Raw genomic sequence first — 13525 nt, 5'->3', positions numbered from 1 at the left:
ACCTTGGACCATGTCTCGCGCGTACACGCAGATGCCAGGCTCATCCTTATTACCGGCGATCTTGCTGATACAGGCGATCCAGCCGCTTACGCACTCTTGCGCGAGATCTTGTCGGAGGTCCGGCTCCCGGTCCATTTGACGATCGGCAACCACGATGACCGCGGCGCATTTCGAGGCGTATTCGGCGGGGAAGGATTCGTTCAGGCGGCTGTCGACTTGCACGACTGGCTCGTCGTCTTGCTCGACACAAAGGACGACATCAGCCATTTCGGTTGTCTTGACGGTGGCCGGTTTGAATGGCTGCAGGACCAGCTTTTCCGTGCCGCCGGCCGACCAGTCGTGGTTGCTATGCACCATACGCCGGCGGATTTGCATGTGCCTTGTTTTAAGACGAGCGATATGAAGGAGTCCGATCGGCTCCTTTCCATCCTTCGGAAAAACGCATCGGTCCGCCACATGCTCTTTGGTCACCGGCATGTTGCTGCAGCAGGCAGTTTGTCGGGCATATCGTTTACTGCCAGCCGTGGCACGGCGCAGCATATCGTTCTGGACTGGGAACAATATGGCAAGCCCATATTTGTGGCGGCTGCGCCATCATACGATGTCGTCATGTTGGACGGATCGGATGTCGTTGTCCATCGTCACGAGGGACTTGATCAGCTGCCTGTCATTCGTCCCGGTGATCCGAAATGATGGCTTCACCATCGATCAAAACGTCCGATCGGTCGCGGCCTCGACTGATCATCTTCGATTTTGACGGCACCCTTGCGGAGACGGAAATCGTAGCATCGGAGGTGATTTCGGCAAAACTTGCCGCGGAAGGTTTCCAGGTGCATCCAGATGAAATAACGGCAACGCTCTCCGGTGTTGAGCGAGACGATCAACAACGGCATCTGGAAAGACTTGTCGGTGTAAGCCTGCCGAAGAACTTCATGGAAACGGCCGCGGCTGAGATCCAGCTGGCCGCCTCTGGGATCCTGTCGGCGACACCTGGCGCGGTTGAACTGCTCCAGTGGCTTTCCATTCCCTTTTGTGTCGCATCGAACACATCTCGTTTCGAACTCATCCACCGCATGAGAGCCGCCAATCTCTTGGGGCTTGTAGGCTCACGGTTCTTCTCCTCCGATGACATCGGTGTCCGGAAGCCTGACCCTTCTGTGCTGCTATTGGCGGCGGAAATCATGGGCGTGTCTGCCAGAGAGTGCCTTGTCATTGAGGACAGCGTCATCGGTCTTAGTGCCGCGCGAAATGCAAATATGCGCTACTGCGCATTCGGGGGCGCCCGCCACCATACGAGTCGACTGAGGAATGACCTCCGGACCTTTGAGCCGGAGGCATTGTTGCTGAACTTGGCGGAACTTAAAGGTTTGCTTTGCCCAATGTAGAAAGAGGGCAGCGGCGTGGACGGTCCGCCGCGCCTGCATCCGGAACACCATACCCCGGCGGGCAGTGCAATGGCGGACAGGTCATCAAGCTTGGTGCGGGATGCGGTATGCGGTCTGGTCGCCAGCGGGCCTAGCTCACAATCCAGAATCGCGCATTTTGTTGCCTAAAACCCCGAGCTTCTTGGGGACTTATCTATCTCCAAACTCGTAAGTCAAACAAACAGCGGAGAAGCGTCGGTTTTGCGTTTTTGCCGTACTCGTGGCCTCTCTGGGTTTCGCGAGTTCAGGGTGGCGTTACCGGGGAGATTGAGCGCGATAGAGCCCGGCGACTGACACAGCACCTCGCCACTGAACTCGCATGTAAGACCGGAAATTGCGAACCTGAGCGCGGCCTTCCTACATTCGGTTGAGGCCTCAGCTCGCCTTCTCGACTACGCCCAGATCGAGCGCCTGACGGAGCGACTACAGAGTGCTACGCGTGTCGAAGCTCTTGGTATGGGCGTCTCCGCAATCTGCGCAGAGCTACTGTCACAGCCGCCTGATCTGGCTGGGATAGTGTCCTGAAGGTTCTGCAAAAAGCTCTGGAGAGAGAGAGCAGGCCTTGCCCTGAGGCGAGGCGGCCATGGCACGCTGGTGACGTTGCGATCACCGATTCCCGTGGAAGGGTAAGTGCATGACCAATCGAGAAGTTAGACTGAGCAGAGGCGAGTTGAAAGCGTTGCTGTTGTCGGATGAGGACGGCTTCCGCAGAGTTTTGCAGGCTGTCGTGCAGGAGGCTTTGGAAGCCGAGATGACGGAGGCCATCGGGGCCGAGAAAGGCGAGCGGACGGCGGAGCGGGTTGGTTACCGGTCCGGCTATTATGAGCGCAAGCTTGTGACGCGGGTTGGGGTCCTGGAACTTCGCGTTCCGCAGGATCGGACCGGCCGGTTCTCGACGGAATTGTTCGAGCGTTATCAACGCTCGGAGAAGGCACTGGTATCGGCGCTGGTCGAGATGTACGTGCAAGGCGTGTCGACCCGGAAGGTGAAGGCGATCACCGAGGAACTGTGCGGCCACGCCTTCTCGGCCTCGACGGTGAGCGAGGCGACGGCGCGGCTGGATGAGGCGCTGAAGGCGTTCTTTGAGCGGCGGCTTGCCGAACCTTACCCGTACCTCATCCTGGACGCGCGCTATGAGCGGGCGCGCGAGGCCGGCGTGATCGCCAGCCAGGCGGTCTTGGTGGCGATCGGGGTCGACTGGGAGGGCCGGCGCCAGGTGCTCGGTGTCGAGCTGGCCAACCGTGAAAGCCATTCGAGCTGGCGCGCGTTCGTGGCAGGGCTCAAGCAGCGCGGGCTTGCCGGCGTGGAGTTCGTCGTCTCCGACGACCATCCGGGGCTCAGGGCAGCGATCCGGGAAGTCCTGCCTGAGGCAGTCTGGCAGCGCTGTTACGTGCACTTCCTCAGAAACGCGCTCGATTATGTGCCGCGCAAGGTCGATGACGACTGCCTGATGGAGCTCAGATGGTTCTATGACCGGCGCGACCTAGCCGAGGTCAAGCGCGACCTGGCGCAGTGGATCGCCAAATGGCAGGCAAAATACCCGAAGCTGGTGGATTGGGTGGAGAACAACATCGAGGAGACGCTGAGCTTCTACCGGCTGCCGCTGCCGCATCACAAGCACATGAAGTCGACGAACATGCTGGAGCGGCTAAACCAGGAGATCAAGCGGCGCACCCTGGTCGTTCGCATCTTCCCCAACCCGCAGAGCTGTTTGCGGCTGGTTCGGGCATTGGCGGTGGAGATCCACGAGAACTGGCTCGAGGCGACCCGCTACCTCAACATGGATCACCTGCGCGAGCACAAGAAGGAGAGCCTGAGAGCACTGGCCGCCTGAGACGCGGCCCGCCATGTCCGCCGCTCCGCTAAACACGGGGGCTGCGCGGCGGACACGCCAACGTCACCGCTGAATGCCACGCCATTTTTGCAGAACTTGACGCACACAACCGGCTTCCGCATCCGAGCGCCGCGGCTGGCCATGGTCACACCTCATACGCATGGTGTATGCAGCTGAGGCGGCGCGCGGTGCATGCGTCATGTCCGGATGTCGAGAAATAGCACGCCGCAGAAACTCAAATTCTGCTAATCGAACGTTCAAAGGACGTCGAAAAAAGGGGAAGCGTAGAGATGTGGTTCTGCAAAAATGCGGCCCAATGTCGTCGGACAGAAATGCCCAGTTTGGCTATTGAAGCCAAGAAGAACGCAAAAGCCGATGCAGCCTACGACGCGGTACTTCAATTGCTCTACAGCAAATCCCACATGCCGGGGCAGCATCTCAGCGATAAAGAGCTAGCGTCCGACCTCAACATCGGCCGGACTCCTATACGCGAAGCACTTATCCGACTTGCAGCGGAAGGGAAGATCGTGTCCTTTCCTCAAAGGGGCTACTTTACGAGACCTCTGGTCGAGTGGGTTCTATTGGACTCGTATGTGGTGGCGCGCGAAACACTTACCTTCGCCCTAACTCGTACACGGACTCACCCTCTCGACCGAACCGCCCCCTCTGGTGAGTTATCTCCAACGGAGCTCGCTCTTCGAGCGGAAGAAATATTCACTGACATAGCTCTGGGGGCATGTAATTGCGAAATCTGCCATATCATCGACAAGTTCTGTTTCTGCTCTCATGCCCTTCGCATGGAAATAACCGCGTCTGAGCTTTCCCCGGCTTTTCGAACCAGTCTTGCAAGGCTAACTGACGCAATGCCTCAGCTCGGCAAGACTACGAGCGCAGTGGCATCCGCATTGACTAACCACCTTGATGTAGAACAGCGCGCAGTGTCGCGCGCTTTGCAAAATATGAGCAGGAGACAGCTGGCAAACTTCACGTTTACAAAGAAGTATTGGTGAGCGATTTTCGCCGACATCAGCCGAGTAGCTGAGCCATTCGGCTTGGGCCGTCGCAGGAGGGCTGCGGGTCCCGTGCGATATGATGCTGGAGGCGGTCAAGACACGCTTCGGATCGACGAGGGTGCCTCATCCGATCGAGACCTGTCGGAAAATGGCACCCCTACACCGGCAAGGAACACGCGCCTTCGCCTCTGCGCTGACCGCGTTACTTGCTCCACGCCCGTGAAGCGCCCCACTCCAGCGACGTGTCGGAAGCCTGGGTCAAAACCTTCAAGCGTGATTGCGTTCGCCTCACTCCTTGCATGATCACCCATGGTTCTCCGCCAGATCGCCCGGTGGGATGACTACAACGAGATACATCCTCACTGAGCGCTCAGAATACGATCCCGGGAGAGGTCATTCTGACACAAACCCACTAGCCGGAGTGTTCGCGAAAGGGGCTACTAACATTGGACGCCGGCCCTCGGTCCGGCGAGTGCTTCAACCAATTACGGAAGCTCGGGGTGCTCCCAGCTCGCCAAGGTTGGCTGATTATCTGGCCCGCGGCTTTGGCGGGATGATATTCCTGCGCATCCGCGCTGCGCTTTTTATCTTTTAAATGGTGCCGGTACGAGAGGCGGAAAAAGCAACCTCGCGTTGTCACTTCCGATACTAAAATATCTCAGATAGGAGGCTAAAGGTAGGCGGAGAATAAATAATATATCCATAAATATATTTCAGAGGACCACTTCCCCTTCTTGTCAGGGTCTATTAGGTGTTGATTTACGAAGGAGGGACTGCATCGTTCAGCGAGTTCATTTCCGACGAGGTTGACGCCTCATACGCCGGTTGCGAGCTTGAAAGCTCTTTCCTGAACTCAACGTAGCGAGGGCGCTACGGCGCCCAGCCTGTTCTCAGGAGCGACTCTGCTCTTGTGGGTTAGCCGAGCCTCGTTGCAAGACGCAAAAGTATGCGAGAGACGGGTCGGTTCGGCTCGTGACTTCGCGAGTGGCCGATGGCCGATGTAACACAACCAGGCTTGATCATATGACCAAGGATGTAAGCTTAGCCACGGCAGCAAGCACACGATGCGTCCACCAGAAGGACACTTCTCTTGCGCTCTTTGGAGGAGATCCCACGGTGCCGGCTGGGCGAGTTGTTCTTTGGCCAGCTGCGAAACGTAAACATTTGAAGGCGCTCGCAAATGTTGTCGAAAGCGGCAAATATCATCGCGTCAATCACCCTATGGTGATTGAGCTCGAAAAGCGGCTAGCGGATTGGTCGGGTAACTGGTCTGTGCGCGCCGTTGGAAGCGGCACAGCCGCTATTCACGTGGCTCTCGACTACTACCGGAACCGAGGTCGCCGAGTCGTTACGTCGGCTTTGAACTGGCCGGGAGCCGTCGGCCCAATCGCGATCAGTGGACTCGAACCGGTCTTTGTCGATGTTGAGCCAGACCTTGCCGGAGTTGATGAGAAGATGGCGGCCTCCCTCATCAAGCCAGGTGACGCGGCGACGCTCATAACTCATCTGTTCGGAAATAACCTCTTGGTTCCCAGCTTGAGATTCGCGGCGCGAGCGCGAGGCGTGGCGATTATCGATGATGTTTGCCAATCAATTGGCGCTGCGAAAGATATTGTCAATGGAGCTTACTTGGAGAGCGATGCACTCTCTCTCTCCGGCAACGGAGCTAAACACCTCGGGGCAGGTGAGCTTGGATTTGTCCTGACGAGGGACCCTGCTCTGATCCACCATGTAGATAATGTTTCGCTGACAAGCTCGTCGCGATGTGGAGCTAGGATATTCTCCCCGAACTCCAAAGGCTACAATTACCGACCCAATGTATTCTCTGCTGCCATTGCTAATCACAGGCTCAAGCAGCTTGACCGGCAGCTTAAAAAAAGGCGAAGGAATGCTAGGTTCCTTTGGCAGGAGATTGGCCACCTCTCAGGGCTTCTGCCTCTTTTCGATCCAGCAGATCATCAACAATCGATGCTGAATCTCCCGTTGCGTCTTGAGCCGGAAAAGCTCGGTTTTCTACCTGGCCCTACGGCCAGGGATTTCATCATTAAGCTTCTTCAAGCCGAGGGAGTTCCCGTTGCGGTCTGGCTGACGAAGCCCGTCTTTGAATATCTGCCGGATATCTGCGGCCAATGGTCAAGGACCGATTTTCCAAACGCCATGAAGATATTGAACACCATGTTTTACGTGTCGGAGATCGCTCCACCAAACGACGTTGAAGTGATGAAATTGTACGCGGCCGCGTTTCAAAAGGTCTGGGCAGCGCTTCCAAACCTAGCTTCAAAAATTCCTGAGATCGTATCTGTTGCCTGAGGGCGGGATGGCAAGCCGATGGACTGCTCAATAAAAGGTTTTCCACCATATGGCTTTTCGATTGTTCTCAAATTCGGCGGGAGCATCATGCGTGATCTTGCCGTGTGTAAGCTCGCACTGGCTGAACTTGAGCGTCTCGCCGATAAGGGCCATCGAATCCTACTTGTTCCAGGCGGCGGCATCCCGGACAAAGCAATTGAGGCGATTGATGCAGCCGAGCGATTAGATCCGTGTACCGCGCATCATGCGTGTGCTCTAGCACAGGACCAAACGGGGTATTTGCTTGCGGATGCCGCCTTCTCTTCCAAACTAGTTCCATCGGCCAGCCTAGGCGAATGCCGAACTCTCGCGAGACTTGGGAAGATTCCAGTGCTGCTGCCTTCCCGTTTGCTGTTTGCGGCTGACCCAGTGGAATGGAGTTGGGACGTCACATCCGACGCCGTTGCCGCGTGGATCGCTTGGTTAACTGGGGCACCACAGCTGGTGATTTTGACAGATGTCGATGGCGTGTATCGCGGTGGAGCAACCGACGATCCCGCTGCACTTATAGAGCAGATCGCTGCTCAAGATCTTGTCCTTCTCGGCCACACCTCGATTGACGCCTGCGCGGTCGAATTCATGGCGAAGAAAAGCCTTCCCGGCGTTGTGATTAATGCCCGTCATCCCGCTCGTCTCGCCGATTGGCTGGAAGGGAGACGCGTTAGAGCGACTAGGATCACCGTCGCGAGCAGGAAGGCCCATATCACAAGCGACCCTTTGGGGGGGGCGGCATGATGTCATCCACGGCGCTGATAGTGTATGGCCCGGAAGTCGCGCGCTCTGGCCTAACCTCGCTGCTCGACGAATTTATTCGCCGGCGAACCGGTTTGGAACTCTCGGAACGGTTCTTTTCGATTCATAGTCGCAAATCCATTGATGCGTTTTATACCCTTACCTGTTCCACCGGCGGGAAGCATTGGCCATTGGTGCTGGACTTATTCGACATGCGTCCGGTTTGCGCCACGATCTGGAGCGGACCTAATGCGCTGCACTTGTCGCAAAAACTGAAGGGTAACACACAGCCGGCCCAGGCTTTATCCGGCACCGTACGTAGTCTCTTTTTCTGCGATAATCCCGTGACGAACCTCCTTCATGTGAGCGATAGTCATCAAGTAATGGATGCTGAGCTGAGAATACTTAGGTGCCGGTCGTTGGGCGACGAAGCGACTGCTTGGATTTCTCTCGATTCCGGCTACATTGCCCATTCATCTTTCCAAATGTTGCTAAACGTTCTCGGCGACAGGGGAGCTGCGCCGATGCCGGACAATCGGAGTGATGGTAGCGCGTTTGCCCACGCAAGATTCTGTTACGACAGAGCACTCCTAACCGCAGCAAAGTCGGGCCTAACGACAGCCGTCCAGCGGTATTTCCAGGGGGATCGAGCCGGTCTAGAAGGCCTCTTCCGGTATGCACCCCTCCGCTCATCTTGGGACCGCCTCATTCTTGAGGCCGGTCTGTTTTCAATGCCTCTTTGGAATTGCTTACTGAAGCGAACCGTTGATGCCGTCGAGCCGGGAAAACAACCAGGCATGGCACCGCGCCGGAAGGCCGGAGAACAATGAGCGAACTTGATCGTATCAGGACAACGCTTCGGACAAGTCAACAAGCCACTTTCCCGCGTCAGATGCAGGCATTCGGACTGGATCTGGTCGTACAGGAAGGGGTTTTTCCTCCAGAGCACTTCCAGAGTTGGCGTTGGATTAGCGAGAATTTTCCCCCATTCGACGGAAAGACCGTCTTAGAAATCGGCTGCGGTTTCGGTCTTCCCGGCCTTCTGTTGGCAAAGACTGGCGCGCTGTCGTTGCTGACTTGTGACATCAATCCGAGGGCCGTCGCGAACACGTTGGAGAATGCTGCAAGAAACGGCATTAGTAACGTCGAGGTCATCGCAAGCGATATATTTAACAATGTTCCACCTGGCAGAAGGTTCGACATCATATTTTGGAACTACCCGTCGAGCTACGCTCCAGAAGATTACGAGTTTGTCCACGACCTCGAAGGTGGTGCGATCGATCCAGGGTACAACTTGCTCGAGAGATTTCTTTCAGATGGCCCAAGGTTCCTTACGGAATCAGGTCGTATCGTTCTTGGGTTCGGCACTAATGCCCGTGACGACCTTCTTGAAAAGATTGCGGGTTCAAATGATCTCACATCTGTGCTTCTGCGAGCCGGGACCTATCCCGACGTCAAAGTAACTTACAGGCTGTTCTCAATATCAAAGAAGGCCACAAGCGCATGATGCCCGAGCTGATGCGCATTGCGTTGGTCGCCATTTCGCGCAATCGGAGCAAAGATAGCTGGGTAGCGGGCAGTAGCGTCCTTTCGCAGTTCATCCAGCGTGCGCCGAACGACATTGACATTCATCATGTCAATTTGGCCGCATTCAATCAGGCTGTGGATAAGGATACCAGGGCTCTGGCGGACGCGGGGTTCTCCATTGCCACATCGCGACCTGCCGACGCGGAGCTGGAGATCGTATTCTTGAGATCGAACGGGACCCTGGCGATAAATTGGGTTCTCGAACAGGAACGACCGACGGCGTTAATCAACGATCCGCTTTTTGGGACAAGGGCGAGTTTCGCGGACGTCATCGCGCGAAAGGTCGAGATGCACCTGGAGAACCACCATTCGAAGCACAGGGATGATCTCCTTGCACTCCTGGAGCATTCCGCCTCAATCTCGGCCGAAATGAGTCTGGACCAATTGGTTGGTAGCATCTCCGCGCTAGACCTCGCGAAATACGTCAATACCAACCTTCGTGGCAGCACGCGATAGATGTCAGCCCCCAATCTCCCAGGAATTCCCGAACACCGTGGCAAACGTAGAAGTGGACATGGAAGAAGCTCGACCTGGTCCACCGATCTGTCGACCGGCAAAAGGAGCCGCTGACTTGCTGTCGGTGAAGAAGGAAGCTAGGATCTTGCCTGCCTTCCTGCGTCCCACGCTGCTGCGGCCGACCCATGCCCTCTCGAGGCCCTCCAGCGCCACTCAGTCGGCGAGCGCGCCGTCGAACCTTGCGCATGGACCGCCTAGGTCACGGAGTCGACCTGGTGCTGCAGCCTTGCCCAACGACGAGGAACCTGCCTTGTCCTCCGGTTTGATCCCGGTGTAGTAGTTCGTCAGCTTCTCAATTGTTGAAGCTTCCCCTATGATCACCAAACACCCGCGCGCCGTGGCAAGAGGGTTGCTCGGTGAGTTCGTCGTTTCCATGTAACAAGCACGCAGTACGCACAGTCGAAAGTGCGGTTCAAGTTTATCGCTTCAATGGCTCGTGCACGCGAGCACGCGCGACGAAGACCGAGGTGGGATCCGGAAATAACCTCGGAACTGCCCGAATTGGCCTTGGTGGGGATTCAGACTTCCGCCATCTGCAGACACTGGCAAAGATATTCGCTCAGCAACACCAGAGGCGGCACGTGCATCGCCGACCCGGCCTGTGGCCAAGCCTCAGCCGAGGTAAACAATACCACCTCGTCCGCAGTCCGGGCGATCGGGCAGTCAACGCGGGTCGTAATGGCAATCGTGTATGCTCCGGTTTCGCGCGCAATAGCCAGAAAATCCTTGGTTTCCACAGTGTGGCCACGCGACGAAATGCCAATGGCGAGGCTCAACGAGCCAAGCCCTCGCGCGAGAGCGTGAGACACGGTGGCGGACCCCGAGCAATGTGCGGGGAAACCTAGGCAGATCAGTCGCATGGCCAGAATATCAGCGCAGACGGATGACGGCCCCGTGCCGAACAGTTCGACGCATCGGGCCGCTCGGATGCGGTTGGCAAACCCACTAATTTGAAGGTCGTCAAAACCACGAGCGGACACGGAAATTGAGTTTTGTAAAGCAGAACTGAGGATGGCGATCCGAGGAGCTGTGTCTACAGCTTCTGATGGCGCGCGTTCAGCCAGTTCGCCGCTCAACTTCCGCCGCTCAATTTCGCCGCTGAGCGCAATCTTAAACTCGCGAAATCCCGCGAGTCCCAAGGTTCGGCAAAATCTTACAATTGAAGCAGAACCGGTAGCGGTGTTGCGCGCAAGGTCGGCAATGGACAGCGCCAGAACAGCCTCGGGGTCTTGTGCAACATACAGAGCTATACGTGCGAGCGCATTCGGAGCCGTGTTAATTGCATCATAGATGATGTCTAGCAGCAATTTCTGTGTATGTCGGGGCTTCCGCATGTGTCTTAGTGTTCGTTCCAAGCTGGCAGTCGACCCGCGAAGGCCTAGCAAAGCCCTGCATATTCGAGTCTCGCTGACGGTTCACTGACGCAGATCATAGACAAGGTCGATATCGGATTCCGGCTGCCGCTCCGTTCGCGCCCATGTCTCGGCAGTCGGGGCAATGGACGCGAGGGCATGCGCTCGGCCGCTCGCGAGGCGGTCTTGCGAGTGGCCTCGTTTAACGACGTCTCCTGGCCCGATGCTGTCAATGGAGCTTGCTTTACTGGCTGCGCATGCGCCGCGCAAACCGTGGTGTCCTCGTCGTCAGGGCAGTGGGGACGACTGCACGGCAACGCAAGCGGTGCCGTCTGGGAAAATATATTCATTAGTATATTGGCGACATAACCAATCTTACTTGCATTCTTCTATGATTAGGTTCATCGTCCGATCGAAAACGGGGGCATGACAAGGTGACTACATCTCTAGGGAACGCCGACGTGGCGTTTGGTAAATAGCTCATCTCAGCAAGTTGGCCACGAGCTTGCCGATGCCACCCGTACTAGCGGTTCGTCTCGCGGCTAGCGCATGCGACGGGCTTTACTTCTCTGGTACGGCAACAGAGGGCGCGACTGCTTGGGGTCAAGCTGGTCAGGAACTTGTCCTGTCGCGCATTGGCTCCGGCTGTTTAAAAAAGCCGCTGCAACAGTGAGGAAACCACAATGTTTCACCCGCTTCCAGAAGAGCTGCGCGATATCGCGGGTCAACCCTTTCCACTTTATCCCTGCTCGAATGAATCTTGGTCAATCAAGCCGACGGCCGGCCGCTCAAGCTCGCGGGTTATGATATGTTCCATTCCGAAGGCGGGCACCCACCTATATGCCCGTCTGCTTGGACTGCTCGGGCTTGTACAGTCCGATGTGTTCTTTAATAAAGACTATCTTGGAGACTTCCGCTTTGTGGATGTCGAGCGAGCTCGCTTCACTCATTCCGAAAATATTCTATGGATACCGATCGAGATATCCTCGCGCTTTATTCAGCCCGGTCAGTTTGGCTATGGGCATCTACCGTGCGACATCGGCACTCGCCATTGTTTAGCGGATTTCAAGATCGTCTTTCTTTCGCGCGAAATGCGTGCGGCAATTGTGTCGCAGATGCGATATGTAGGTGACAGCGATTGGTGCCCGCCTGAGAGGGCTGAGATTACGTGGCGCAATGAGCCGGACGGACCTGACAAAATGCTGAAGTACTTCGATGAGATCGCGCCTTTCATTTTCAATGATCGCTGCCATCCAGTGGCACCGTGGGCGGATCAGGAGAATGTTCTTGGATTGAGCTATGAGCAGATCATAGGCGACCAAGGACGCGAAGTTCAGCTCGAGACCATTCGCAGAATTGTAGAGTTTTGCGAGATCGAGCGGCCGCCGCAGCCTGAGCTGATCTTAAACCAGCTAATCGGACAGCAGACCTTCACCCTGTCCAGCGGGCGAACTTCGTGGGAGGCTTGCTGGAATGCCGAGATCGAGGCGCGGTTTACCGCGCTGGGAGGGACGAGACTCAACGAGCGATTCGGATTTGGTTCGAGATAGATTTCAGGCTGTCGCAGAGCCCGGCGATGGCAGGTACGCTCGGAGCCGCTCGCCGGACGTTTATGCGAGCGATATTCTGGAAAGGCGCGCTGACCACTGCCCACCTGCCGCCCGCGCAATCACTTCCTGAAGTGCCGACATCGCGATTGGCGCGGGGCTTGCAAGGACCCTTGGTGCAACGTTCGACCGGAGCGCAGCGACGGGAGATGCCCGGGAGGGAGGAACCTGCCTCGATCCGGTTAGGAGACAAGAATTGTTGAATATAATCCCGCACACCGCAGCGCGAGTCCCGCGCGCCCTAAGCCCTCTTATCCCAGCTTTACGTGCAGGTGTTTGCTGCAGTCACGCTCAGCCATCGCACTCGGCCGCCTGAAGCCGCTCGGCGAACGGCGACCGCGGGGGCAGTTCGCACGCACACAGCGCCGCTCACGGATGGGTCGGCTGTTGGGCCCAGCCATCCCACCGCATCTCTTCGAATAGCACGAGCCCCTTGACCTCCCGTCATCCGCGAACAGCGGGTGAGGCATTAAAGCGGTGCCCCCTTTGACGTCAAAAGGCCAGCCGTTGCCGCCCTGCCGTTCACTGTTAATTGGAGCCTAACCATGCCTTACGCCAAAAGCCGGCCGTATCGCTCTTTCAGCCCTAGCCCTGCTTTTTTTCGGGCTGGCGACGCAATATGGTCCAGTTGCCAAAGACTACGTGCGCCAGCATGAAAACCATAGCCGGCTCGTCGCGTTTTGGCGGAAGCTCATTCCAGAGCGGCGCGACGCACTCTTAAACGACGCCGCTGCGCCAACTGCTGGCAACCCGAATGGCGACGTCCCTCTCGTCTTATTTTTGGACTACAACTGCCCGCGGTGCCGGGCGGAAGACCGTACAATCCAGCAAGCCCTCAAGCATGATCCCATGCTGAAGGTTGTCTACAAACATTGTCCGGGCAAGAGACCGGGTTCCAAATTTGCCGCACTGGCGGCGCTCGCCTCCAGCAAACAGGGAAAATATGAGGCGTTCCATCACGCCCTTATGGCTGCTCGCGGCCAGCTCAGCCAATTCGACATCTTGACTATCGCACGACACGTTGGCCTCGAGGTTGAGCAGCTCAAGCGGGACATGGAAGACCGCGCCATCGAAAACGTCCTCGAGCGCAATTGCGCGCTCGCCAAGGAGC

The 13525-nt window shown here is 56.9% G+C and carries 12 protein-coding genes; 11 read left to right on the top strand and 1 reads right to left on the bottom strand.

What is annotated here, in order from left to right; all coding sequences use genetic code 11:
• The 9 genes from EN781_RS09315 to EN781_RS09270 form a co-directional block, all read left to right on the top strand.
• A partial coding sequence (locus EN781_RS09315) for a metallophosphoesterase (protein WP_127399919.1) occupies positions 1-693 on the top strand: 693 nt, incomplete at its 5' end.
• Entirely contained in the window at positions 690-1385 is a 696-nt protein-coding gene (locus tag EN781_RS09310; RefSeq protein WP_091597848.1) for an HAD-IA family hydrolase, read from the top strand. The genes EN781_RS09315 and EN781_RS09310, both read left to right, overlap by 4 nt.
• Positions 1386-2058: 673 nt before the next feature.
• The gene (locus EN781_RS09300) at positions 2059-3258 is read left to right on the top strand and encodes an IS256 family transposase (RefSeq protein ID WP_127284308.1); all 1200 of its coding nucleotides are present in this window, start codon (positions 2059-2061) and stop codon (positions 3256-3258) included.
• 290 nt (positions 3259-3548) lie between these two features.
• Positions 3549-4268: a GntR family transcriptional regulator gene (locus tag EN781_RS09295; RefSeq protein WP_029354792.1), complete on the top strand. Its 720-nt coding sequence runs from the start codon at positions 3549-3551 to the stop codon at positions 4266-4268.
• Positions 4269-5294: 1026 nt separating this feature from the next.
• Entirely contained in the window at positions 5295-6581 is a 1287-nt protein-coding gene (locus tag EN781_RS09290) for a DegT/DnrJ/EryC1/StrS family aminotransferase (RefSeq protein ID WP_095521241.1), read from the top strand.
• Positions 6582-6599: 18 nt separating this feature from the next.
• Entirely contained in the window at positions 6600-7355 is a 756-nt protein-coding gene (locus EN781_RS09285) for an aspartate kinase (RefSeq protein WP_127282364.1), read from the top strand.
• Entirely contained in the window at positions 7355-8182 is an 828-nt protein-coding gene (locus EN781_RS09280; protein ID WP_091595914.1) for a nucleoside-diphosphate kinase, read from the top strand. The genes EN781_RS09285 and EN781_RS09280 overlap by 1 nt, the downstream gene beginning before the upstream one ends.
• Positions 8179-8859 carry a methyltransferase gene (locus EN781_RS09275; RefSeq protein ID WP_127282365.1) on the top strand — a complete coding sequence of 227 codons (681 nt, stop codon included), beginning with the start codon at positions 8179-8181 and terminating at the stop codon, positions 8857-8859. The genes EN781_RS09280 and EN781_RS09275 overlap by 4 nt, the downstream gene beginning before the upstream one ends.
• Positions 8856-9395, top strand: coding sequence for a hypothetical protein (locus EN781_RS09270; protein WP_051695334.1), 540 nt, complete (start codon positions 8856-8858; stop codon positions 9393-9395). Before EN781_RS09275 ends, EN781_RS09270 begins: the two co-directional genes overlap by 4 nt.
• A 578-nt stretch (positions 9396-9973) precedes the next feature.
• Here the strand turns inward: EN781_RS09270 and EN781_RS09265 are convergent.
• On the bottom strand, positions 9974-10762 hold the full coding sequence (locus EN781_RS09265; protein WP_189347427.1) for a MurR/RpiR family transcriptional regulator: 789 nt from the start codon (positions 10760-10762) through the stop codon (positions 9974-9976).
• Between the two features lie 728 nt (positions 10763-11490).
• On the opposite strand from EN781_RS09265, the gene EN781_RS09260 reads away from it, so the two are divergent.
• Together EN781_RS09260 and EN781_RS09255 are read left to right on the top strand one after the other, a co-directional pair.
• Positions 11491-12357 carry a sulfotransferase domain-containing protein gene (locus tag EN781_RS09260; protein WP_108722861.1) on the top strand — a complete coding sequence of 289 codons (867 nt, stop codon included), beginning with the start codon at positions 11491-11493 and terminating at the stop codon, positions 12355-12357.
• A gap of 699 nt (positions 12358-13056) precedes the next feature.
• Positions 13057-13525: DsbA family protein (locus tag EN781_RS09255; RefSeq protein WP_245492571.1), on the top strand; the 469-nt coding region annotated here is incomplete at its 3' end.

Origin of the sequence: Mesorhizobium sp. M4A.F.Ca.ET.090.04.2.1 (assembly GCF_003999085.1) — a bacterium.
In the GTDB taxonomy this organism is placed as follows: domain Bacteria; phylum Pseudomonadota; class Alphaproteobacteria; order Rhizobiales; family Rhizobiaceae; genus Mesorhizobium.
The sequence above is the reverse complement of the archived record's forward strand: the minus strand, read 5'-3'. Positions and strand labels throughout refer to the sequence as shown.